Source organism: Marinobacter sp. SS5-14b (genome assembly GCF_030541005.1).
In the GTDB taxonomy this organism is placed as follows: Bacteria; Pseudomonadota; Gammaproteobacteria; order Pseudomonadales; family Oleiphilaceae; genus Marinobacter.
Genome location: NZ_JASSVM010000002.1, coordinates 71,015 through 93,021, shown reverse-complemented (window position 1 = coordinate 93,021; position 22,007 = coordinate 71,015). Strand labels below are relative to the sequence as shown.

General features: G+C 59.1%; 17 protein-coding genes. 3 read left to right on the top strand and 14 right to left on the bottom strand.

Translation table 11 applies throughout. The annotated features are described in order from the left end of the window. Positions 1-8: 8 nt before the first annotated feature. Entirely contained in the window at positions 9-1,646 is a 1,638-nt protein-coding gene (locus QPL95_RS04475; protein ID WP_303289807.1) for an MBL fold metallo-hydrolase, read from the bottom strand. 289 nt (positions 1,647-1,935) lie between these two features. Between QPL95_RS04475 and QPL95_RS04470 the strand changes: the two genes are divergently transcribed. Continuing rightward, the gene (locus QPL95_RS04470; protein WP_303289806.1) at positions 1,936-2,361 is read left to right on the top strand and encodes a thioesterase family protein; all 426 of its coding nucleotides are present in this window, start codon (positions 1,936-1,938) and stop codon (positions 2,359-2,361) included. A 9-nt stretch (positions 2,362-2,370) separates the two neighbouring features. Here QPL95_RS04470 and QPL95_RS04465 read toward each other — a convergent pair whose 3' ends face one another. The 4 genes from QPL95_RS04465 to QPL95_RS04450 all read right to left on the bottom strand — a co-directional run bounded on the left by QPL95_RS04465 (position 2,371) and on the right by QPL95_RS04450 (position 6,941). Continuing rightward, positions 2,371-3,693 carry an MATE family efflux transporter gene (locus QPL95_RS04465; RefSeq protein WP_303289805.1) on the bottom strand — a complete coding sequence of 441 codons (1,323 nt, stop codon included), beginning with the start codon at positions 3,691-3,693 and terminating at the stop codon, positions 2,371-2,373. Positions 3,694-3,941: 248 nt separating this feature from the next. After that, positions 3,942-4,442 carry a thiol peroxidase gene (gene tpx, locus QPL95_RS04460; RefSeq protein WP_303289804.1) on the bottom strand — a complete coding sequence of 167 codons (501 nt, stop codon included), beginning with the start codon at positions 4,440-4,442 and terminating at the stop codon, positions 3,942-3,944. Between the two features lie 141 nt (positions 4,443-4,583). After that, positions 4,584-5,801, bottom strand: a complete 1,218-nt coding sequence (locus QPL95_RS04455) for a Bcr/CflA family multidrug efflux MFS transporter (protein ID WP_303289803.1) — start codon at positions 5,799-5,801, stop codon at positions 4,584-4,586. A 228-nt stretch (positions 5,802-6,029) separates the two neighbouring features. Beyond that, positions 6,030-6,941: a LysR family transcriptional regulator gene (locus QPL95_RS04450; RefSeq protein WP_303289802.1), complete on the bottom strand. Its 912-nt coding sequence runs from the start codon at positions 6,939-6,941 to the stop codon at positions 6,030-6,032. A 126-nt stretch (positions 6,942-7,067) separates the two neighbouring features. Between QPL95_RS04450 and QPL95_RS04445 the strand changes: the two genes are divergently transcribed. Further along, on the top strand, positions 7,068-7,739 hold the full coding sequence (locus tag QPL95_RS04445; protein ID WP_303289801.1) for a haloacid dehalogenase type II: 672 nt from the start codon (positions 7,068-7,070) through the stop codon (positions 7,737-7,739). Between the two features lie 236 nt (positions 7,740-7,975). Here the strand turns inward: QPL95_RS04445 and QPL95_RS04440 are convergent, their stop codons facing one another. After that, the gene (locus QPL95_RS04440) at positions 7,976-9,127 is read right to left on the bottom strand and encodes an alpha/beta fold hydrolase (protein ID WP_303289800.1); all 1,152 of its coding nucleotides are present in this window, start codon (positions 9,125-9,127) and stop codon (positions 7,976-7,978) included. A gap of 182 nt (positions 9,128-9,309) precedes the next feature. Here QPL95_RS04440 and QPL95_RS04435 point away from each other — a divergent pair, with 182 nt between their 5' ends. Then, a complete protein-coding gene (locus QPL95_RS04435) occupies positions 9,310-10,203 on the top strand; it encodes an acyltransferase (RefSeq protein ID WP_303290382.1) in 894 nt (297 codons plus the stop codon). Positions 10,204-10,215: 12 nt separating this feature from the next. On the opposite strand, the gene QPL95_RS04430 is transcribed toward QPL95_RS04435, so the two are convergent. The 8 genes from QPL95_RS04430 to QPL95_RS04395 form a co-directional block, all read right to left on the bottom strand. After that, positions 10,216-12,204, bottom strand: a complete 1,989-nt coding sequence (locus tag QPL95_RS04430; RefSeq protein WP_303289799.1) for a ribonuclease R family protein — start codon at positions 12,202-12,204, stop codon at positions 10,216-10,218. A gap of 72 nt (positions 12,205-12,276) precedes the next feature. Next, positions 12,277-13,995 (bottom strand): diguanylate cyclase, encoded by a 1,719-nt coding sequence (locus QPL95_RS04425; protein WP_303289798.1) that lies wholly within the window; start codon positions 13,993-13,995, stop codon positions 12,277-12,279. Positions 13,996-14,119: 124 nt separating this feature from the next. Further along, entirely contained in the window at positions 14,120-14,569 is a 450-nt protein-coding gene (locus QPL95_RS04420) for a DUF411 domain-containing protein (RefSeq protein ID WP_303289797.1), read from the bottom strand. 123 nt (positions 14,570-14,692) lie between these two features. Next, the gene (locus QPL95_RS04415) at positions 14,693-17,296 is read right to left on the bottom strand and encodes a heavy metal translocating P-type ATPase (protein WP_303289796.1); all 2,604 of its coding nucleotides are present in this window, start codon (positions 17,294-17,296) and stop codon (positions 14,693-14,695) included. Further along, on the bottom strand, positions 17,296-17,733 hold the full coding sequence (locus tag QPL95_RS04410) for a MerR family transcriptional regulator (RefSeq protein WP_022990344.1): 438 nt from the start codon (positions 17,731-17,733) through the stop codon (positions 17,296-17,298). The genes QPL95_RS04415 and QPL95_RS04410 overlap by 1 nt, the downstream gene beginning before the upstream one ends. Before the next feature lie 244 nt (positions 17,734-17,977). Then, positions 17,978-18,298 (bottom strand): hypothetical protein, encoded by a 321-nt coding sequence (locus QPL95_RS04405; protein WP_303289795.1) that lies wholly within the window; start codon positions 18,296-18,298, stop codon positions 17,978-17,980. 53 nt (positions 18,299-18,351) lie between these two features. Further along, complete coding sequence (locus QPL95_RS04400) at positions 18,352-20,598, bottom strand: bifunctional diguanylate cyclase/phosphodiesterase (RefSeq protein WP_303290381.1); 2,247 nt, start codon at positions 20,596-20,598, stop codon at positions 18,352-18,354. Positions 20,599-20,671: 73 nt separating this feature from the next. Then, positions 20,672-21,973, bottom strand: coding sequence for an HD-GYP domain-containing protein (locus tag QPL95_RS04395; protein ID WP_303289794.1), 1,302 nt, complete (start codon positions 21,971-21,973; stop codon positions 20,672-20,674). Positions 21,974-22,007: the final 34 nt, after the last annotated feature.

Below are 22,007 nucleotides of genomic sequence, written 5' to 3'. Positions count from 1 at the left end.
CCCGGAACTCAGTCCGGGCGCACGGTATGCCAGAGATCGTCCTTCTGGAATGCCCTGTGCTCGGCCTCCAGCTTCAACAGATGGGCCAGAGCTGAGCGCGCTGCCAGCCCATGAATCGCTGGGGGCACGTCATCATAGGCCTTCGCCGTCAGGGCTTTCAGTGGCACCGGCGCCAGCGCCTCCAGCGCCCGGAAAATCTTGTGCTCCCGGGATAGCCGGTGGGTGATCAGATAGTCAATGACCGCCTCCGGCTGCCCCATCAGGAAACCGTGGGCCGGCGCGATAAACGTGGCGGGCTCTTCAAGCAGCTCATAGAGCGACTCCACATAGGCTTTCATATCCCCGTCCGGCGGATTAATCACCACCGTGGAACCCTGCATGATGTGGTCACCGGAAAACAGCAACGCCTGGTCGACCAGCAGATAACACAGGTGGTTCGACGCATGGCCAGGCGTGTGCAGCACCTTCAGAACCCCGGCTTCAGTGGCGATCAAATCCTCGTGCTCAGGTTGATCATCCGGAATAAAGGTCTTGTCCTGTGATGCGCCCTCCGGCGCCGGCCAGCCAAATACCCGGCAGCCGGTTCGTTCCTTCAGCAACCGCACCGCCGGTGAATGATCCGAATGGGTGTGGGTTACCAGTACCTGATCCACCAGCCCATGGGTCAGCTCCAGGATTCGTTCAATATGGGCGTCATTAACCGGCCCCGGATCAATCACTGTGAACCGCTCGAAACCCAGAATGTAAGTATTGGTGCCCGGGCCGGTCATCATCCCCGGGTTGGGTGCCGTCAGCCGCACCACGCCGGCGGCCACCTCAACCGGTTCGCCCGGCGTGATCTCCGCTTTCACCGAACCTGCAGCTTCCGGGTCCAGTTTTACCGCCTCGTCATAGGCTGGTGCGTTCGGCTCCAGCAAAACCGGCTGGCCTTTACGAAGTGCGGGCCAGGGATCGGTCGGAAACGCTTCTGGCGGATTGGCGTGGGCATAGCGCATCAGTTCAGAGGTCGTGCTGAAATCACACAACACCCGTAAGGTCCGGATCGTTGGCAGCCCCAGCAACCGCCGCCCGGCCCGGTGTTCCTCCAGCACCTGCGCGGGGGAAATCCAGGCATGATCAATAGTCTCGTGGCCATCGTGCGCGGCCACCTGTCCCTCTGGTGCCACGGCCACAAAAAACCGCGTATCAAACCGACGCGGTGGCCCCGGCGGCGTCACCCAGTGCGACAGATACGCCAACCGGTCCAGTGGCAGCGTCAGCCCGTGCTTCTGACATAACTCCGCCAGCGACACCTCCTCTTTGAACAGCGACAACCGTTCACCATGCACCGCATGGTTCGCCCCCACCAACTGGCCTGAAGCGTCCTGTGCCAACAAAATCCCGGCCTCTTCAAAACACTCCCGAACCGCCGCTAACATATAATCCGCACCGCCCTCGTCCAGACTCATGGTCTGGCTGATGGCTGCGTCTTCAATCCCGATGGCATGAGCCCGCCCCTCCGGCTCCTGCGCATTCACTGCGCCGCCGGGAAACACAAAGTAACCCGGCAGGAACACCGCCTCCCAGGTGCGTTGCAACAGGAGCACTTCAATGCCGTTTTCGGTATCGCGAGTCAGAGCCAGGGTGGCAGCAGGGCGAATATCCATAAGTCTCCCGGAATGTTTCTGTTTTTATGGCGCGCGCAGGAGCTAAGGACGGTGATTGGGGGTGGGCTTTCCAGAACTGTGCGGAGCCATGGATGGCGGAGCCCAAGCGTCACAGGGATGTGCCGAAGGAGCGTGTTCTGGAAAGCCCACCCCCAATCGCCGCTTACTCCATACCTGGAAGCGCGGGGCAGGAACCAAGATACCTGATACCAGTGCAAGATGAGAAGTCACAAGCAGAAGCGTATGATTCAGCGCCAACGACATCAGCACTTGATCAGGAAAACCGACTGTGGCCAGAATTAAACTCGATTTCCCGGATAACGCCTTCTGCTTCGAAACCAGAATGCCCGTCAGAATCACCGACATCAACGGCGCCAACCACCTCGGCAACGACGCCCTGATCTCCATGCTTTCCGAAGCCCGCGCCCAGTTCCTCGTGGAATATGGCATTGAAGAGGGCGGCCAGGATGGCACCGGCATCATCGTCACCGACCTCGCCACCATGTACCAGGGCGAATCCTTCTACCCCGATATGCTCCGCTTTGAAGTCGGCCTGATCGACTTTAACAAATACGGCGGCGACTTCGTGTTCCGGGTCACCAAAGCCGACAGCGGCCAGCACGTTGCCCTGGCCAAATATGGCTTCGTGTTCTTCAACTACACAACCCGCGAAGTCACGCCGATACCCGAAAGTTTCCGCGCCCGATTCGCCTGAACCCAACCATCAGGCCTGCTGGCGCAACCGGTTCATCCCCTGGCGGTACAGGCCATAAGCCATCCCGCCAGCGACCAGATTGCCCACCAGGGCGCCAGTCATCAGACCGGTCAGCCCTGAGATCTGCGCGCCAATCCACAGCAGCGGCAAATAGCAGGCAAACAGCCTCAAGGTGGAAATCAGTAGTGCCCGCATCGACATGCCCAGTGCGTTGTTGATCGACACCATCAGAATACACACGCCCAGCCCGCTGTAACTCAGCGGCACCCGCAACAGATAGCTCAACAGGATGTCTTGCACATCCGCATCTCGGCTGAACAGGGTAGACACCAGCCCGGAAGCCACCAGCCACACAAGTCCGATGAACAGCTGCCAGATAACGATAAATCGCACCGCAATACGCACCAGCTTGCGGATTTTCTCAAGCTCGCCGGCACCCAGCAGACGCCCGACCATGGGGGGCATCGACATGGTCAGCGCCAGCACCACCACAATGGAGAAGAACTCCAGCCGCGTACCCAGGCCCCAGGCAGCAACCGCGGCGGACCCGAAACCGGCCACCAGAGCGGTGGCGAGCATGGCGGACAGGGGTGGCATAAGCTGGCTGACCATGGCCGGGGCCATGATGCCACCAAGCTGGCGAATGGCTTTGTTCAGTTCAAGCTGAAGCAGGTCAAAGCGAAGCCAGGCCCGCCGAATCAGTAAGGGGTACACCACCATGGCGCCGATCATAAAGGCGGTGATGGTGGCCCAGGCGGCGCCCGGCAGGCCCCAGTCGAAGACGAAGATGAAGAGTGGGTCCAGGGCAATATTGAGCAGGCTGGTTGAAATCATCATATAGCCGGGCAGGCGGGTGTCGCCGTTGGCGCGGCAGACGGCGTAGCTGAAATAGACCATGGCGCCGACCCAGGCGGAGATCAGCCAGGGCATCCAGTATTCGCGGATGGCCGGGCGCAGGGCATCTTCGGCGCCGAGCAGGTCGAGGATCAGGCTTTGCAGTACCCAAACGGACAGGCACAGGGTCAGGGCGAGGCCGGCGCCGATGGCGACGACGAGGCCGCCCAGGCGCTGCGCGCGGAGGCTGTCACCCTGGCCGAGGGTGCGGGAGATGATGGCGGTGGTCGCGATGCCCAGGCCGACATACATGCCGCTGACCAGTTGCTGCATGGGTACGGTGAAACCCAGGGCGGCGAGCGGGTCACGGCCGAGTTGGCCGACGAAGACGCTGTCGGTGAGCTGAAAGGTCATCAGGGAGAGGACGCCGAACAGCATGGGCCAGGTCATGTGGTAGAGCTGGCGGGCCAGGGAGGCGTTTTGCATGTCTTTTTGCACGGTGGGTTCTGGGTGCCTTCGGTTTGAAGTTTGGCGGGATTCTATCAGGTCTGGCTATGGGTGCATGCAAACGGGAGCGGATGGCCTTCCAAAACACGCTCCTTCGGCCCATCCCTGGGGCGCTTGGGCTCCGCCATCCCTGGCTCCGCACAGTTTTGGAAGGCCATCCGCTCCCGTTTGCCCCAACGTCGGTGGATTGTCAGCATCACTCCGACGTCAGTGGCAATTCAGCGAGTGGTCTGAGTTAATCAGAGCACCTTCAGTGCCGCCTCGTAATCCGGTTCGTCTTTGATTTCACCGACCATTTGGCTGTGGAGCACTTTGTTGTTCTCGTCCAGTACTACCACGGCTCGGGAGCACAGGCCGGCGAGGGGGCCGTTCTGGATGGCGACGCCGTAGTCCTGCTGGAAGCTGTAGTTGCGGAAGGTGGAGAGGGTTTCGACGTTGTTCAGGCCTTCGGCGCCGCAGAATCTTGAGGCCGCGAAGGGCAGGTCGGCGGAGATGACGAGGACGACGGTGTTGTCGAGGCTGCCGGCTTTTTCGTTGAATTTACGAGTGCTTGCAGCGCACACGCCGGTGTCGATGCTGGGGATGATGTTAAGGATTTTGCGTTTGCCGGCCCATTTGTCGAGTTTGACTTCTTCGAGGCCGCTGCTGGTGAGGGTGAATGGCGCGGCGTTTTCACCGGGCTGGGGGAACTTGCCGCTGAGTTCGATGGGGTTGCCGTCCAGTGTGACGTTGGTCGCCATGGTTTGCTCCTTTTTGGGTCTTTGAGGTTCTGTACTTACTCTGTGTAGCCTAGTTTGGATGAGTTTTCATCCATGCTGTTTGTGTGGGTTTTCGGGATTTTGCAGGATTTGGACGGGGAAGGGCTTGCCAAAACACCCTTGCTAAGAGCCTAGGCCCTGTGCTTCAAAGTCCGGAGCGGGATTGCGCTGTACCATCAGCAGGTAGCCGAGCAAGCCCAAGGCGGCGCATACGGCGATGATGGTGGCCATGACCATGGGGGTGCCGTCGTGGAGGTGGCCGACGAGGGCGCCGGCGGTGGCGGCAGCGGCCATTTGTATGAATCCGAGCAGGGCGGATGCTGAGCCGGCCATGGTGGGGTGGTTGGCCAGGGCGCCGGCCATGCATTGGGGCAGGACCATGCCGGTGCCGGCCATGAAGAGCACCTGGGGCAGGATGACGGCCCAGGGGCTGTGGATTTGCTGGTAGGCGAGCAGGGCCATGGTGGCGCCGGCGGTGAAGGTGGCCAGCAGGCCGTAAAGCAGGACCTGGCCGGGTTGGTGGTGGCTGGCGAGGCGGATGGAGGCCATGTTGCCGAGCACGTAGCCACCGGCGGTCAGGGCGGTGTAGAGGCCGAAGTGTTCTGGCGCCACGCCAAGTACGTCAATCAGCACAAAGGCTGAGCCGGACAGGAAGGCGAAGAGCCCGCCGTAGATGGCGGCGCTGGTCAGGGTGTAGCCGATGAAGCTGATGTCGGTGCCGATGTGCCGGTAGTTACGGAGCAGGCTGCACAGCCGGAAGGGCTGGCGGTTTTCCGGGCGCAGGGGTTCGGGGATGCCGAAGGCAATAACGGCAACCATGATCAGGGCGTAGGCGGCCATGACGATGAAGATCCAGTGCCAGTCGAGGGTGGCGACCATGAAGCCGCCGAGTGTCGGTGCGATGGCGGGCGCCAGGGCCATCATGCCGGCGAGCATGGCGAGGATTTTGGCGGCGTCTCTGGGGGTGTAGATGTCCCGCACGATGGCGCGCGCCAGAACCGGGCCGGCGGAGCCGCCCAGAGCTTGCAGCAGGCGGAACAGTTGCAGCATTTCGATGTTGCTGGCCAGGGCGCAGCCAATACTGGCGAGGGTGAACAGCAACATTCCACCGATCATGACGGGTTTGCGGCCAAAGCGGTCGGCCAATGGGCCGCAAACGAGCTGAGCGAGGGCGAAGCCGGCGACATACACGCTGAGTGTGAGCTGAACTTGCGCGGTGCTGGCACCAAAGTCGCTGCCGATCTGTGGCAATGCTGGCAGATACATATCGATGGCCATCGGCCCCAGGGCTACGGCGGCTGCCAGTAGTATGGTTGTCCAGATACTTGTGAGTGCGAGCACGGTTATTTCTGACCCCGGAGTTAGGTGAGAGTGGGGGAGTGCCTCCCAAAACACGCTCCTTGCGGCACATCCATGTGACGCTTGGGCTCCGCCATCCCTGGCTCCGCACAGTTTTGGGAGGCACTCCCCCACTCTCACCAGCGAACATATGGAGGGGGAGTCTAGGGCGGCCGGCCTAGAAAAATAACGGCTTAACCTTTCATTTCATACATGAATGACATCGATTGATTAATCGTGCAAGCCGTTCATGGTGGCTGCCACCGAGTTCACCTGGTTGCGAACCCAGCGGTGGGCGGGGTCGGTTTGGTGTCGGCGATGCCAGAGCATCAGAAGGGTGAAAGGGTTGTACTGAAAAGGCAGAGGTACGTATGCGAAGTCTCGCATCAGCTGGCGGCTCATGCGTTCAGGGGCAGAGGCGAGCAGGGTGGTGCCGCGCAAAAACTCCGGCAGGCCGGAGAAATTGGAAACCGTAACGACGCTCCTGCGTTTTATCCCCCTGGCTTCCAGCGTGCTGTCCAGAACCGGTTTCTCTCCGGCGGCAAACAGTACTGTGATGTGTTCAGCGTTCATGTAATCCGGCAGATCTGCAGGTGCTTCCCGTTCGTCTGGATCGTAAAACACCACCATCCGGTCCGCCATCAAACCCCGCTGCATGATGTCCGTCGCTTCCGGGGCGTGGGGGCTAATCACAAGGTCGCAGGCTTCTTTACGCAGCATATCGGGGTTGGGAATGCCGGAGGGAATCACCTGCAGATGAATCCCCGGTGCCTGTTCACGCAGGATGCGGACCAGGCCAGGGAGAAGCAAATCACGCTGGTAGTCGTTGGCGGCGATGGTAAAGGTGAACTCCGCTGTCGCCGGATCAAACGGCGGCCCCGAGGGCAGGGTGCGGATGTCGTCCAGCAGCTGGCGGATATGGGGGCCGGTACGCAGGGCGTAATCCGTCGCGACAATCCCGCGGCCCGACTTCACAAACAGCGGATCGCCAAAGGCCTGGCGCAGACGGTCCAGAGTATGGCTGACTGCAGACTGGCTGACGCCCAGCCGAACCGCAGCCCTCGAAACGCTGCCCTCATCCAGCACGGCAACGAAGGTGGCCAGTGACCGCAGGTCAAGATTCAATATATCAATGGATTTCATGGGTCGAAGTTTAGGTGAGGGCACCGGCAAAGTCACCCGCAGAACTGACGGCCGCCAAAGTTCTGTGCTTCAATATTGGGCAACTGCCAACAATTCACCGACGCACCCCGAACGCAGGAGCCTCAAATGAATACGACACTGGCATTTGACGTGTACGGCACCCTGGTAGACCCGATGGGCATGTCCGAACTGCTGCAACAGGAAGCGGGCACCGAAGCCGACAGAGTGGCCGCATTGTGGCGTGAAAAGCAGCTGGAATTCTCCTTCCGCAAGGGCTTGATGAGAGTCTACGAAGACTTCGGCACTTGCACCCGCCAGGCCCTGAGATACGCCATGGCCACCCACAAGCTGACCCTCACCAAGGCACGGGAAGACGAACTGATGACCGCCTACCTGTCATTACCCGCCTTTCCAGACGCACTACCCGCCCTTCAGGCATTGAAAGGCCACTACCCCCTCTACGCTTTCTCCAACGGCAGCTACCCGGCCCTGGAAAAAGTCCTCGGCCATAACCAACTGCTGGAACAGTTCAACGGCCTGGTCTCGGTCGACGACCTGAAAACCTTCAAGCCCGACCCCGCCGTCTACACCTACGCCCGCCGCGCCACTGGCGCCTGGGACAACCCCCTGTGCCTGGTCTCCAGCAACGCCTGGGACGTCATCGGTGCACGAGCTGCAGGGTTAAAAGCCATCTGGGTACAGCGAGATGCCAATAAGGTGTTCGAAGACTGGGGAATCGAGCCAACAGCGGTGATCAATAGTCTGTCCGAACTCAAAGACGTTATCGAAAATCTCTGAAAATCAGAAAGAATTGGGGAAAAAAGCTAAAAATACGATGAATTTGGTGAGAAATCAGCTCTGAAGTCAGCGAAGGCAGGGGTTGGGGTTGGCTTTCCAAAAATGTGCGGAGCCAGGGATGGCGGAGCCCAAGCGCCCCATGGATGGGCCGAAGGAGCGTTTTTTGGAAAGCCAACCCCAACCTCTGCCGACATACTCGAAAGCCCGAAACTTTAATACTGGCGTACTCCAAGACCTCAATCAGACCGGGCCGCCAGCCACTCCGCCAACTCAAGCCAAGACGCCCGAGGCGCCTTGCTCCCCGCCAGAATCCCCATGTGACCCCCCGGCGCCACCCGGAACGTCTTATCCACAGAACTCACATGATCCATCACCCGCTTCGCCGCCCCGGGCGTCGCCAAGGTATCCTCCTGACCGGCAATCGCCAGTAAGTTGGCATTCACATTCTCCAGCCGCGCAAAATCCTCGCCAATCTGGATTTGCCCCTTCGCCAGCTGATTATCAATCCACACCCGCACCACCGTGTCCTGAATCACCCCGCCCGGGTAAGCCACCATCCGATCCAGAAACGCCGATGTCGTGGCATGATTGGTCACAAACTCCCGGTCACCCAAACGCACAATCAGCTCCCAGTAACCCATCACACTGCCCACCGGGTTCGTCAACTTGAACCCAATGGTATTGGCCCAACCCGGCGTATGAAACCAGTGCGGCTTCATATCATGCAGGTGAAAACCCGTGTGCCTGCGCACCGCCCCCGCCACATCGGAAAATCGCTGATACATCCAGCCAATCGCCCCGGAGGCATGACTGTCAATCGGCAAGCCCAGCACAATCGCATTACGGATGTGTTGATCCCGGCTCAAGGCTGAGTAAAACAGCGTAAACATGCCGCCCATACTCCAACCGTGCAGCGACAGCTCCTGTTCGCCACTGTGTTCCCTTACCCGGTTCAGGCTCGCGGGTAGCAACTCAGCGACATAGGTGTGCATGTTGTAGTGAGTGTGCTCACGCCCGGGCATACCCCAGTCGATCAGATACACCTCAAATCCCTTCGCCCGGAGAAAACGCACCAGACTGCGTTCCGGGAACAGGTCGTAGATCAGCATGTTCACGGCGAGTGGCGGAATGATCACGATCGGAGTTCTGTGAGTTGTGCGCTCCACCGGAATGGTCATGCCGTCCAGCTCGATGGCATCTTCCTGCAGGGGAGGGTAATAACGCAGGCTGACCAGTCCGTCCGAATGGAGGGTTTCGAAAGGCGTTTGCCCGGCCTGAACCAAACTGGCGGCCCTGAATACCCGGTCAAACGCATTACCGGCATAAACCGCACTTTGACGGGCCAGGCCCGATGCCGTATTAAAAGCCAACTTCAGGGGATTACGCATAGAGGTTTCCGTTACAACTGCTGAGTCAGATGACATCAAGCATAAAGGGGAGCCCCCGCCCAGACCATGGCAAAACCGTCATTGATGACCGGCGCGATGGTCACTTCAGGCCACTGCCAAATAGCGCCGCTGGTTGCTATTATGGCAACCCTTTTGGCAACAACAACCATAACAGGATCACCATGCTCAGTTTCCTGCCAGCCCCCGTAATCGGTGTACTCAACTCCATTCTTCTGGGTATCAATACAGTGTTCTGGTGCCTGCTGCTCTATATCCCGGCACTGTTGAAACTGGCGATTCCCCACAAGGGCTTCCGGGTGCTCTGTACCAAACTGATTATCTGGATTTCGGAATCCTGGGTTGCCTGCAACACCGGCTGGATGAAGCTGACACAAAGCACCGACTGGCAGGTGACCGGGGCGGAAAACCTGAAGCGGGAAAGCTGGTATCTGGTGCTCAGCAATCACCAGAGCTGGGTCGACATCTTTGCCATGCAGCGGGTGTTCAACCGTCGGGCGCCGTTTCTCAAGTTTTTCCTGAAGCAACAGCTGATCTGGGTGCCGGTGATTGGCCTGGCCTGGTGGGGGCTGGATTTTCCGTTCATGAAACGGTATTCCCGGGAATACCTGATCAAACACCCCGAGAAGCGCGGTGAAGACCTGAAAGCCACCCGTAAAGCCTGTGAGAAATTCCGCTATACCCCGGTCAGCGTGATGAACTTTGTTGAGGGCACGCGTTTTACCCAGGCCAAGCACGACAAACAGAAGTCTCCGTACCAGCATCTGCTGACACCCAAGGCGGGTGGTGCTGCGTTTGTGCTGGATGCCATGGGCGACTCGATCGAGACCCTGGTGGATGTCACCATCGCCTATCCACACGGAGCGCCAACCTTCTGGGAGTTTCTGTGCGGCAAGGTACCCGAGATTCGTATGGAGATCGCCACCCAGGCGATTCCTGAGCACCTCAATGGCCGGGATTACTCCAACGATGCCGAGCATCGCCGGAATATGAAAGACTGGCTCGGTGAGCTCTGGCAGGCCAAAGACGCCCGCCTGTCCCGAATGCTGGAGAAGTAAGCCGGGGCGGTATTAACCGCCCTCGCTGCCCTGGCCGGTGGGCACTTCCTCGGCCTTCAGCAGTTTGAAATTGATCTGCCTCCGCTCGTCATCCACCCCGGCAAAGCTCACGGTAACCCGTTGCTCCAGCTGGAAGATGCGGCCGTTCTTGTTATGAACCAGGCGCAGGGTGACTGGATCAAAACCGAATTTACCGTCCAGATCCCGGCAGCTGACAAAACCCTCCAGACCGTTGGTATCCAGGCGCACAAAGAAGCCTGAGGGCATGGTACGGCTGATGGTGCCTTCCATCGGGTCGGCTTCCGGCAGGGTCTTGGCAAAGTCCGCCTTGAGCCAGGCTTCGAGTGTGTTTGCCGCCTGACGGGCGCGGAACTGGGTGGCCTGCAGGGCTTCCAGTTGCTCGCTGTTCAGGGCTTTGACCGGGGTGTCCCAGAGTGCTGATTTGATCAGTCGGTGTACATAGAAATCCGAGAACTTGCGCAACGGCGATGTGAACGTGGTGTAGGCCGCCAGGCCCATGCCCTGATGGGGCGCCGCCTCGAAGCCCAGTTCCGCCCGAGCCAGTTGGCGGGACAGAATGGATTTTACCGGCACCTCGGCCGTCAGCTGGTCGCTGTGCTTCATCAATGCCCTGAAACCTTCCGCTGTATTGGCATCCAGTTCCGCCAGGTGGGGGGCGTAACCTTCCAGCAGCTTGCGAATATTATCCGCGCGATCGTCCCGCAGGCCTGGATGCTGAATGAACAGGCCCTGGCCACGCTGATTCAGGAAGTCGGCGGCACATCGGTTGGCTGCGACCATGCACTCTTCCACCAGACGGTGGGCTTCATTCTGGATGGCGGGTTCAATCACGCGGATTCGCCGGTTTTCGTCCAGCCGCAGGCGGAATTCCGGTCGATCGCTGCTGAGCAGGGCGTGCTCAGCGCGCCATTTGCGCAGGGCGGTAGCGGCCTGATGCAATTGATCCAGACTGTTGCTGACCTCGTCGGGCAGGGCTTTTATGTCGTCGTCCTGCCGGCCTTCGATCAGATGGGATACCAGTTCGTAGCTCAGTTTGCCCTTGGAACGGATCACGGCCTGGTGAAAGCTGTAGCCGCCCAGACTGCCGTCGTTGTTCACTTGCAGATCACAGACCAGCACCAGACGGGGGAGGTCTGACATCAGCGAGCAAAGCCGGGTACTGATGCTGTCGGGCAGCATGGGCAGAGGTTCGCCGGGGAAATAAATGGCGGTGGCCCGATTGAAGGCTTCTTCCTCGGCGGGGCTCCCGGGTTCGATGATGGCTGTCGGGTCGGCAATGGCGATGGACAAGGTCCAGCCAGTGGCGTTCGGGGTCGCCATCAGGGCATCGTCCATATCCTGGGTGCCCGGGCTGTCAATAGTCACATAAGGCTGGGCAGTCCGGTCTTCACGGCCTTCATTGAAGGCGGCAATGCTGTCTTCACTGAGGCTGTCCGCTTGCTTCTGGACTTCTTCCGGCCAGGTGTCCGCGAGGTCAAAATTCGCCAGTGTGAAGGCCCGCTCGATACCGGGTTCACCCGCCTTGCCAATAATACGCAGTATTTTGGCCTGGCCTTTTCCGTCCTTGATCGGGTGGCGGTGAATCTGGCAATAGATGAAATCGTCAGGCTGAGCGTTCATGCGCTCTTTCGGCGGAATAAAAATCCAGCGGTTGATCCCCGGGGTTTCCGGTGCCACAAAGTGCCCCTTACCCCTGATCAGATAGCGGCCCACAAAGGTGGTCAGGTGGGATTCCAGCAGTTCCTCCACCACGCCCTGGGTTTTGCCTTTCTCAACTTCCTGCTCGGTGACCGTTACCCGGTCGCCGGGCAACACCTTCTGCATTTCTTCGGGTGGCAGGAATACATCCCGCCCTTCATCGAGGGCTACAAAGCCGAAGCGCCCGTTGGTGGACTTGACGGTACCCGCCAGGACCACCTTGTTGTCTTTGATATCGGTTTTCAGCTGGCGCAACTGATTGAGAGCGTCGGCATTGAGCATGAAGAAGTAACCTGGGCTTAAAATGGATGATGCTGCGGAGTATAACGGTTCTGCCTGTGGGAGTCAGATTTGTCAGGCAGTATGAACCGCTTCGCCATCAGCCGTGCGGATACAGACCCGGTTGCGACCACTGTGCTTGGCTTCGTAGAGGGCTTGATCGGCATTGCGCAGAATGGTGTCCAGGCTGTCGCCTGGCTTGCAGAAGTACCCGCCCACACTGATCGTAAAAGGCGAGCCGGTGTATTTGCTTTCCTGTTCTACGCTGGCGCGAATGCGGCAGGCGATTTGCTCGAGCGTTATTTGATCGCAGGGCGACAGCAACACCACGAATTCGTCGCCGCCCCAGCGGCCCGGATGGTCATAGGGCCGTACCGATGTCTTCAGCCATTGCGCAACATTGCGAAGAATCTCGTCCCCCGCTTGATGGCCACGGGAGTCGTTGATGGCTTTGAAGTAATCGATGTCGAGCCAGATCAGGCCGAAACCCTTGTTTTCCCGTTGGGATTTCTGGATAGAGGTGGCAATGACTTCGTCCAGACCGCGGCGATTCTTCAGGCCGGTGAGGGCGTCAATTCGCGCCAGCTTGTGCAGCTCTTCAGTGCGTTGCGCCACTTTGTTCTCGAGGTCGTGGGTGGTGTCACGCAGTGCCGTGGTCATTTTTTCGAAATGATCGACCAGCCGGCCAATCTCATTGTCCGGTTTCGGCAAATAGGGCAGATCGAAACGGCCATCCCGCAAACGCTGTACGCCCTGTTCCAGACTCAGTACCGGTTTCAGAATCCGTGACTGGATAATCAGATGGAACAAGATCAAGGTTACCAGCAGGCTGACCAGGAAAACGGCGATCAGAGGCCACAGGTAACTGGTGGGCAATAAGGCATTCAGGTCCAGCAGGGTGATCTCGAACCAGCCAATAGCCGGCAGGAAGGCAACCCCGGCCAGGTGTTTTTTGCCGTCTACCATGACAAAGCCGCTCTCAACCGCGCCTTCTTCGCCGTTTCGTTTTTTCAGCATTTGCAGCATGCCCAGAATCTTTTGCTTGTCCGGGGTTTCATCAAACAGCAGGGCGACGGTGTTCTTCTGGCCTTCCGGTTTGATGATGCTGGCAAAATCGATGTAGTTGCGGTCACGGTAGAGCTGGATGGCGCCGTTGTAATCCACGAACAGTGTGGTGATGCCTTCCTGATTGATGTCCACGATGTCCTGAAGAAAGTCATCGAGCTTCAGCCCGCTGCCGACCATGCCGATAATGTGGCCGTCTTCATCGCGCATTAGCATATCAATCCACAGCTTGGTAACGCCCAGCTCCTCATCCGGATTGACGTTGAGGTGGAAGTCCCGGCCTTCTTCGATCAGTTGAAAGAACCAGGCGTCCTCCGGTTTTTCGGAGTCCAGCACATAGCGGAACTGGTTGTCTGCAAACTCGTTTTCCGCGTTGTTGTAGTAGTAATGGCCGTTACTTCTGAGTGCGACAAAGTAGCTGTTATCCCGGAAATTAGTCCGGAAGCTTTCCATCTGGCGCACGGCTTCGGTGGTCAGGCCGCTGTCGTCGGGGTTTTTGGCCCATTGGATCAAGGCGGAGGATTGCGACATTTGCCGGGCCAGGCCAATTTCCCGTTCCAGTGACTGCAGCAGGCGGGCACTGTCATAGCGCACCTGGATTTCTGCAACCTGTTGCCCCCAGCGCTCGATGATGTCTTCTGACAGCTCCCTATAGGCAAGCCAGGATGCCGAGGCAGAAATGACGATCAGTACCGCTACAAGACTCAGGATTCGGGTTTTGAGGCTCAAAATGTGTCCTTGCCAGACTGACTTCCGGGTTATGGCTCAATCATAGAACACGGCGCCCACTTCTGTGTAGAAAAAATAGGCAGATTTTAGTGGAGCCCTGAGGCTCCACCCACGGCTCTGTCGATCAGTTGTGTTCGGCGAACACCCGGGTTTGTCCCTGTTCGTTAAACAGGATCACCTTGTAATGGTCTTTTCGATCGCCCATTTCCATACCCGGGGAGCCCGCCGGCATACCGGGCACGCTCAGGCCGGTGGCCTTGGGTGCTTCCGCCAGCAACCGTTTGATGTCGTCCGCCGGCACATGGCCTTCAATCACGTAGTCGCCGATGAAGGCGGTATGACAGCTGCCCAACCCGGCAATCAGTCCGGCATCGGCTTTGACCCGGCCCATGTCGTTGCTGTTGGTGGCGGTCACCTCGAAGCCGTTCTCTTCCAGATGGTCAATCCAGTCGCCACAACAGCCGCAGGTGGGTGACTTGTAAACATGGATGTTCTGGGCCGCGCCGCCGGCCAGTGCGGTCGTGGAAAAGCCCATAGCGGCCATCAGGCCAAAGGCCAGGGTAAATCTTTTCATGGCGGTTACCTCAGTGGTGGTGTTTATTATCAGCGGCGCTTTTGCCGGAGCCGGAAAGCCAGAACCACCAGACAATGGCGGCCATAAGGGCAAGCCCTCCAGCGTTGACCAGGAATGTTTCCATCAGTTCCGCTCCTCATTCTGTGCCGGTTTATGGCTGCTTTTGAACAACCGCAGCCGGTTGGCGTTGGTCACCACGGTGACCGACGACAGTGACATGGCGGCGCCGGCCAGGATCGGACTCATCAGGATGCCCCAGACAGGGTAGAGCAGGCCCGCAGCCACCGGAATACCCAAGGAGTTATAGATGAAGGCGCCGAACAGGTTCTGGTGAATGTTCTTCACCGTCGCCCGGGAGATCTCGATAGCGTCCGGTACCCCGTGCAGGGAGCCGCGCATCAGGGTGATCGATGCGCTTTCAATGGCCACATCGGTACCGGTGCCGATGGCAAAGCCGACATCGGCCGCCGCCAGTGCCGGGGCATCGTTGATGCCATCGCCGACCATGGCCACGGTGTAGCCTTTGCCCCGCATTTCGCTCACCACCTCGGCCTTGTCCTCGGGCAGCACCTCGGCCCGGTAGTCATCGATGCCAGCCTTGGCCGCAATGGCTTTGGCGGTGGCGTCGACATCACCGGTGACCATCATCACCTTGATGCCGGCGTCGTGTAGTCGCCGGATAGCGGCTTCGGAATCCGGTTTGATGGCATCGGCCACGCCGATAACACCCAGCACTTGTTGCCCTGATGCGAGGAACAGCGGTGTGCCGGCTTCCCGGGTAATGGCTTGGGCGGCTTCATTCAGGGCGTCTACAGACAGCCCTTCGGCTTCCAGCCAGCGCCGGTTACCCAGGCGCACTGTTTCGCCGTTAAATTCACCTTGAACACCTTTGCCGTTCAACGCTTCAAAGCCGGTGACGGCTTCCACGGAGACCTCATCTTCTTTGGCACGCGCCAGAATCGCCTCCGCTAAAGGATGCTCGGAATGCTGCTCCAGCCCGGCAGCCAGCGCCAGCAACCGGCTTTCATCGCCATCGACCGCATGCACCCGGGTCACCGCCGGATGGCCTTGGGTGATGGTGCCGGTCTTGTCCAGAATCACCAGGTCAATCTTGCCGGCGGTCTGCAGGGCATCGCCCTGGCGAATCAACGCGCCGTATTCCGCCGCCTTGCCAACACCCACCATCACCGACATGGGCGTGGCCAGGCCTAATGCACAGGGGCAGGCGATGATCAGCACCGTGGTGGCAGCCACCATCATGTGCACCACCGCCGGCTCCGGCCCGACGTTGTACCAGACCAGCGCCGACACCACGGCAATCAGCATCACCGAGGGCACAAACACCGAAGAAATCTTGTCCGCCAACCGGCCAATGGCGGGCTTCGAGCCCTGGGCCTTCTTCACCAGCTTGATGATCTGCGCCAGCGCGGTCTCGCTGCCTACCCGGGTGGCTTCATAGATAATGGAGCCGTGGGTGTTCAGGGTACCGGCGGAGACCTCATCGCCTTCGCCCTTGCTCACCGGCATGGGCTCACCGGTCAGCATGCTTTCATCGATACGGGTGGAGCCCTCGGCAATCACCCCGTCCACCGGCAGCTTCTCGCCCGGGCGTACCCGGATGCGATCGCCTTTCTGCACGTCTTCCACCGGAATGTCCTGCTCCTGGCCATCGCGGATCACCCGGGCCGTCTTTGCCCGCAAATCCAGCAGCCGGCGCACCGCCTCCGAGGTCTTGCCCTTGGCCCGCAGCTCCAGCGCCTGGCCCAGGTTGATCAGGCCGATAATCATCGCCGAGGCCTCAAAATACACATGCCGCGCCATCTCCGGCAGCGCCTCCGGCACACTGGCCACCACCATCGAATACAGCCAGGCGGTACCGGTACCCAGGGCAATCAGCGTGTCCATATTGGCGTTATGGTGTTTGAACGCCTTCCAGGCCCCGGTATAGAAATGCCCGCCGGTGGCAATCATCACCCCCAGGGTGAGAACACCCAGGTTGATCCAGGTAAGCTGATTGGCCTCGGTCACCATCATCGACCCGAAGCCCATGCCCCAGATCATCAGCCCAAGGCCCAGCCCCAGACTGATGGCCATCTTCACCAGCAGCACCTTGTACTGCTTCTTGTCCTCTTCCTGCTTGCGATCGTCTGCCGCATCCGGGTCTTCAATCACCCGCGCGCCGTAACCGGCGCTCTCCACCGCATTAACCAGCGCCTGCGGGTCGGCATCTCCGCTGGCGGTGGCGGTGTTATCCGCCAGGTTCATATGGGCATGGGTTACCCCGGGCACCGACATCAGGGCGTTCTCGATAGAATTCACACAAGACGCACAGGTCGCCCCGGTCACCGCCAACACCACCGCATCGCCATCGGCCGGCACCTCAGTTGCGCTCGCAGCCTCTGCTGCCGGCTCATCCGGCTTGTGGGTTTCTTCCTGCGCCTTGCTGCTACAGCAGGACGTGGTTTTCTTCGACGCACAACAGCTGCCGGACTCCGCCCCCGGCTCGGCAATGGCCTCTGCCGGATACCCCGTCTCCGTCACAATCCGCGCCGCCTCGGCCACATCCACGCCCTCAGGCAGGGCCACCGTCTGTGCCTCGAGATTCACCTCAACCAGCTCGGTACTACCGGCCAACGGCTCCAGGGCATTGCGAATCTTCTTCGCACACCCCTGACAAGACGCCCCGGAAATCGACAGTGCTGTTCTCAGAACCGGTGCTTCACCCATCACTCACTACTCCCACAGCAAGACCCGGCAGAAGGATCATCCCAATGCTCGATCAACCGACAAATCGTATGCCCGTCCGGCGTCCCATCCGGCATCTCCTGCCAGGCCGACAACGCCGACACCATCCGCTTGCGCAACAACTGCAACTCCGCAATCTCCCGCTCAACCTCCGCCAGCCGCTGCGTAAACACATCCCGCACCATGGGGCAGGGTGAATGATGGTCATCCGCCTGCTCCAGAATCTGCCGGATCTCCGGCAACGAAAAACCCAGCTGCCGCGCCTTCCGGGCAAACCGCAACCGCCGCAGATCCTCGGCATCATAAAGCTGATAGTTGTTATCCGGATTCCGCACCGGACGCAGCAGACCTTCCCGGGTGTAGAACCGGACGGTATCCGGGTTAACCCCGGCGGCGGTCGCGATTTCTTTGACTTTCATAAGCAACGTCCAGCGTTCAGGAAGCAGGGTTTTGAATCCACGAATCAAGTCAGCGGAGTGCTGGTGCGGGGGTAGCCCTTCCGAAAATGTTCGTAGCCATGGATGGCGGAGACAAGCGTACATGGATGTACTGGCAGCGGTTTTCGGAAGGGCTACCCCCGTGCCAGCACGGCAAACTCGCTAGGTTGAAGGATAGACTAAAACCTGTGACCAACTCACAGGTCAAAGGTTTCAGGAAAAGAAATCAAGAAGAGGAATTCTTAGAGCGAAGAAACACACCACAAGACTTACACTGATCCGGCGCCATCAGCTTTGCCTGCCAGCCGATCTTCTCGCCACAAGCCGGACACCGAAGCCGAAGCTGAAGCACAACAATCGGCGCCACCAGCAACGCCAGCAACACCCCCAGCGACCCCCAGTCATCGCCGGAAGAAATCCCCAGCTGACTGCTGAACACCAGCACCACAATCAACGCCACAAACGCAAAGACAAAATAATTGCGATTCCACCGCTCCCAGCGGCGAAGCTTCGCATCCTGCTCCGCAGACAAATACCTGGACGACATAACCTACACTCAACGAAAGAATGACCGCTAAGTGTGCGGTCCCACTACAGCGATTACAATTCAGAGCCCACATTCTGCCCGGTAAACAGCGTGCCCTCGGCTACCGCCTGCTCCAGATCCTTGACGGGAATCGGCCGGCTGATCAGATAACCCTGAGCCAGATTGCAGCGGTGCGCCTTCAGAAAATTCAGCTGATCCTCGGTTTCCACGCCTTCCGCCACAACCTGAATCCCGAGGTTATGGGCAAGGTTGATCACCGCACGGGTAATGACTGCATCATCATGGCGCACGGTCACATCCGTGATGAACGACCGGTCAATTTTCAACATGTCGACCGGGAAATCCCTCAGGTACCCGAGCGAAGAGTAGCCCACGCCGAAATCATCAATCGCCAGATGGGTGCCCAGCTGGTGCAGCTGGGATAACTGGTTGCGGTTGTGCTCGATGTTCTGGATGAAGATCTCTTCCGTCAGCTCCAGCTCCAGCTTACCGGGGTCGACATTCTCGCTGGTCAGTGCATCCCGCACATGGTCCACGAGCGTGACATCGTCCAGTTCCCGGCCAGACAGATTGACCGCAATCCGCAGGTGGTCGCACGGGGTGCCTTTCCATCGGGCGAGCTGGCGACAGGCTGCCAGTACCACCCAGCGGCCGATCTCGGTAATTCGACCGCTTTCTTCCGCCAGAGGAATGAACTCAATCGGTGGTAACAGTCCACGGCGGGGGTGCTGCCAGCGGATAAGCGCTTCCACGCTGTTGATTTCGCCGGTATCGAGGTTCAGCTGGGGTTGGTAATAGAGCACAAACTCGTCATTGGCCAGGGCGTGGTGCAGGTCCTTGTCCAGCTCCAGCCGCATCACTTCCCGTTCCTGCATGCCTTCGGTATAGAACTGATAGGTGTTGCGGCCTTGCTCTTTGGCCCGGTACAGGGCCACGTCGGCATTGCGCAACAAGGTGTCGGCATCATGGCCGCTCTGTGGATACACCGCCACGCCCATGGTGGCGGTGATGCTGTGCGCCTGGCCTTGTACGTCGAACGGCACGGCAAAGCACTGTTTTATCTGGCCCAGCAGGTGTATGACATCGTCGATGTCTTCCATCTGTTGCTGGCAGATCATGAATTCATCGCCGCCGGAATAGGCCACCAGAATGCTTTCCGTACTGAGCCCGTTCAGCCTTTCAGAGACCTTGATCAACAACTCGTCGCCAAACTGGTGGCCCAGGGTGTCGTTCAGCATCTGGAAGCGGTCCAGATCAATCATCACCATCGCCACCTGGCGCATCTGTCGGTCGGCAATGCTCAGGGTGTGCGCCAGGTCTTCCATGAAGAACCGGCGATTTGCCAGTCCGGTCAGGGTGTCTGTGGATTCCAGGCGCTCCAGGTCGACCTGAACGGCAACTCGCTGATCGATCTCCCGTTCAAGTTCACGCCGGGTTCTCAGCAGTGCCTGATTACGTTTAAGGATCAGCTGAACCAGCAGCGTGGTCAGGCTGGTCAACAGCCCCATCAGCAAAAGGCTGACGAGGATCATGGTCGGCCAGTTACTTCGCTGGTTTTCCACCCAGGCCCTGGTGGGACGAAGCGTCAGCTGCCAGTTCAGGGTGGGAAGGTTGACGGCTACGGAGTGGCTGAAAGAAGCGTCGACATCGGCTGAAGCATTGAGCAGGTATCCGGCCTGGCCCCGGTGGAGTATTTCAATCTGGAACTGCCCGAGAATGCGGTTGGTCAGGAGCTGTTCAGTAAGGACCTCCATCCGGAACACTCCAGCAATAAAGCCGTTGTTCTCCGCACCCTCGCCAACCGGATAGTAGATCACCATGCCTTTGCCGCCCTGGCGCAAGTCGATGATTCCGGAAAGATCGTACTGACCAGAGGTGGCGGCCTGTTCCAGAGCCTGTCGTCTCTGGTTGTTAAAGGCGACGTTGTAGCCGATGACATCCTGGTTGTCCGTCAGCGGCTCGAGCCAGCGAATAATGTAGTTTTGGTCTACCCACTCAATGGCCTGATAAACGCCAAAATCCTTCAGGTAATTGCGGGCATCGTTGCGCCAGAGGTCCTCAGTGGTGTCCGGGTCAGCGTGCATCCGTCTCGCCATTCGCCCGATGGCATCCACATGGACCATGAATTCCCGTTCGAGGTTATTGGTCAGCGCCCGGGCTTCGTTGCTCAGGTTGGTCTGTATCTGATGGGTGTCTTGTTGAATCAGGCCTGCCCGGAGTGTCCAGGCCACCGCCAGAAAAACCAGAAAAATGAACGCCGGGAAGACCGGGCTCATCAGGACACGCACCACAAGCTTCATGGTTGGTTGGGGCACGCTTTGCTCCGGGTTTACCTTGGTGGTCTCCAAGGGTTTAACGGCAGGTTCCTTCCGATCATGAGTCATCTGTAACAGGCTTTTCGATTAATTGCCGTATGCGGTCATGAAGGGCAATGCCGTATGCGCCGTCGGGCAGCGGCGAGTGGATTTCCCGAGTTGGTGAATCTTCGGCGGTTTGTTTGCCAAGGTCAAGAATACGGGGCATGACCGGCTGCTTGTCGGTGCCCAGAACAATTTCAATTTTCGGTGTCAGCTTGCGTCCCGGATGCGTACTGATCACCAGCGCAACCTCACCGGTATTCAGTTCCACCAGACTGCCTGGCGGGTAGATGCCGATCATCCTTATGAAGGCCTCTACCATGTCGGTATCAAACTGCTGCCCCCGGTTTTTGTAGAGAATCCGGACGGCATCCGCCGGAGATCGGCCATCCCGGTAGCAGCGATCACTGGTGATGGCATCATAGGAGTCCACAATGGATACCAGGCGCGCAAAACGGCTGATCTGCCACTCCGGCAGTTGCCTCGGGTAACCTTTTCCGTCGATGCGTTCATGATGGTGCAGGCTGACATCGCGAATGATGGGGTCCAGATCGGCATCCTGATTGAGCAGATCATGGCCCCTTGTGGTGTGCTGCCGCATAATAGCGTGCTCTTCAGGCGTCAGCGGCCCCGGTTTGTTCAGGATGGTTCCGGGCACCTTGAGCTTGCCAATGTCATGCAGAAGGCCGCACATCCCGGCAATTTCCAGATCTTCATCCGGCATGCCCAAAAACCGCGCGAACGCGACGGTAAAAATGGCCACACGAAGGCAGTGTTCTGCGGTGTACGCATCTCTGTTTTTGATGCGGGTCATCCAGAGCATGGCGCTGGCGTTGGCTTTGACGCTCTCGACACAGGCGCGAATGAGCGGGCGCGCCACGCCCAGCTCCAGATCGTTGTGCTGCTCGATGTCGTGGATGACTTTTTCGACAAAGGCCTGGGTGCGGCTCCAGCTTTCTGCGGCGCGGGGAAGTTCCTGGTCCAGTGTGCGGGTTTCTGAAAGCGGCTCGGTGGTTCGTTGTTTAAGCAGGGGGATCTGGCTGAGCACGGGGGCCAGGCGCTCTTCGTCGTCTTCCACCACCACCCAGGTGCAGTATTGGCGAAGAACCTGCGCCTCCTGGCTGGTTGCAAGGGTGAAACCCTGGAACAACAGGGGTACGTCAGTCCAGGGCCGGTCCAGTTTGACCACACGCATGCCCGTCTGCAGCAAATCAACGGGAATACGCACCCTCTGCAGGTTGCTTTCCACCTGAGGTCTAGCCCGGCTTTCGCCGACCGGTGTTTTCTGATTCTTGCCTGGTTTACTTCGGAACCACATGGCTCTGCCAGTCTTTGAAGAATGCTTTCAGATT

What these genes read in the sequence shown, in the direction of transcription:
- QPL95_RS04430 (WP_303289799.1), bottom strand. Translation starts at nt 12,204, where the DNA reads ATGCTCAATGCCGACGCTCTCAATCAGTTGCGCCAGCTGAAAACCGAT.
- QPL95_RS04475 (WP_303289807.1), bottom strand. Translation starts at nt 1,646, where the DNA reads ATGGATATTCGCCCTGCTGCCACCCTGGCTCTGACTCGCGATACCGAA.
- QPL95_RS04415 (WP_303289796.1), bottom strand. Translation starts at nt 17,296, where the DNA reads ATGGGTGAAGCACCGGTTCTGAGAACAGCACTGTCGATTTCCGGGGCG.
- QPL95_RS04445 (WP_303289801.1), top strand. Translation starts at nt 7,068, where the DNA reads ATGAATACGACACTGGCATTTGACGTGTACGGCACCCTGGTAGACCCG.
- QPL95_RS04420 (WP_303289797.1), bottom strand. Translation starts at nt 14,569, where the DNA reads ATGAAAAGATTTACCCTGGCCTTTGGCCTGATGGCCGCTATGGGCTTT.
- QPL95_RS04450 (WP_303289802.1), bottom strand. Translation starts at nt 6,941, where the DNA reads ATGAAATCCATTGATATATTGAATCTTGACCTGCGGTCACTGGCCACC.
- QPL95_RS04410 (WP_022990344.1), bottom strand. Translation starts at nt 17,733, where the DNA reads ATGAAAGTCAAAGAAATCGCGACCGCCGCCGGGGTTAACCCGGATACC.
- QPL95_RS04435 (WP_303290382.1), top strand. Translation starts at nt 9,310, where the DNA reads ATGCTCAGTTTCCTGCCAGCCCCCGTAATCGGTGTACTCAACTCCATT.
- QPL95_RS04440 (WP_303289800.1), bottom strand. Translation starts at nt 9,127, where the DNA reads ATGCGTAATCCCCTGAAGTTGGCTTTTAATACGGCATCGGGCCTGGCC.
- QPL95_RS04395 (WP_303289794.1), bottom strand. Translation starts at nt 21,973, where the DNA reads ATGTGGTTCCGAAGTAAACCAGGCAAGAATCAGAAAACACCGGTCGGC.
- QPL95_RS04405 (WP_303289795.1), bottom strand. Translation starts at nt 18,298, where the DNA reads ATGTCGTCCAGGTATTTGTCTGCGGAGCAGGATGCGAAGCTTCGCCGC.
- QPL95_RS04400 (WP_303290381.1), bottom strand. Translation starts at nt 20,598, where the DNA reads ATGAAGCTTGTGGTGCGTGTCCTGATGAGCCCGGTCTTCCCGGCGTTC.
- tpx (WP_303289804.1), bottom strand. Translation starts at nt 4,442, where the DNA reads ATGGCGACCAACGTCACACTGGACGGCAACCCCATCGAACTCAGCGGC.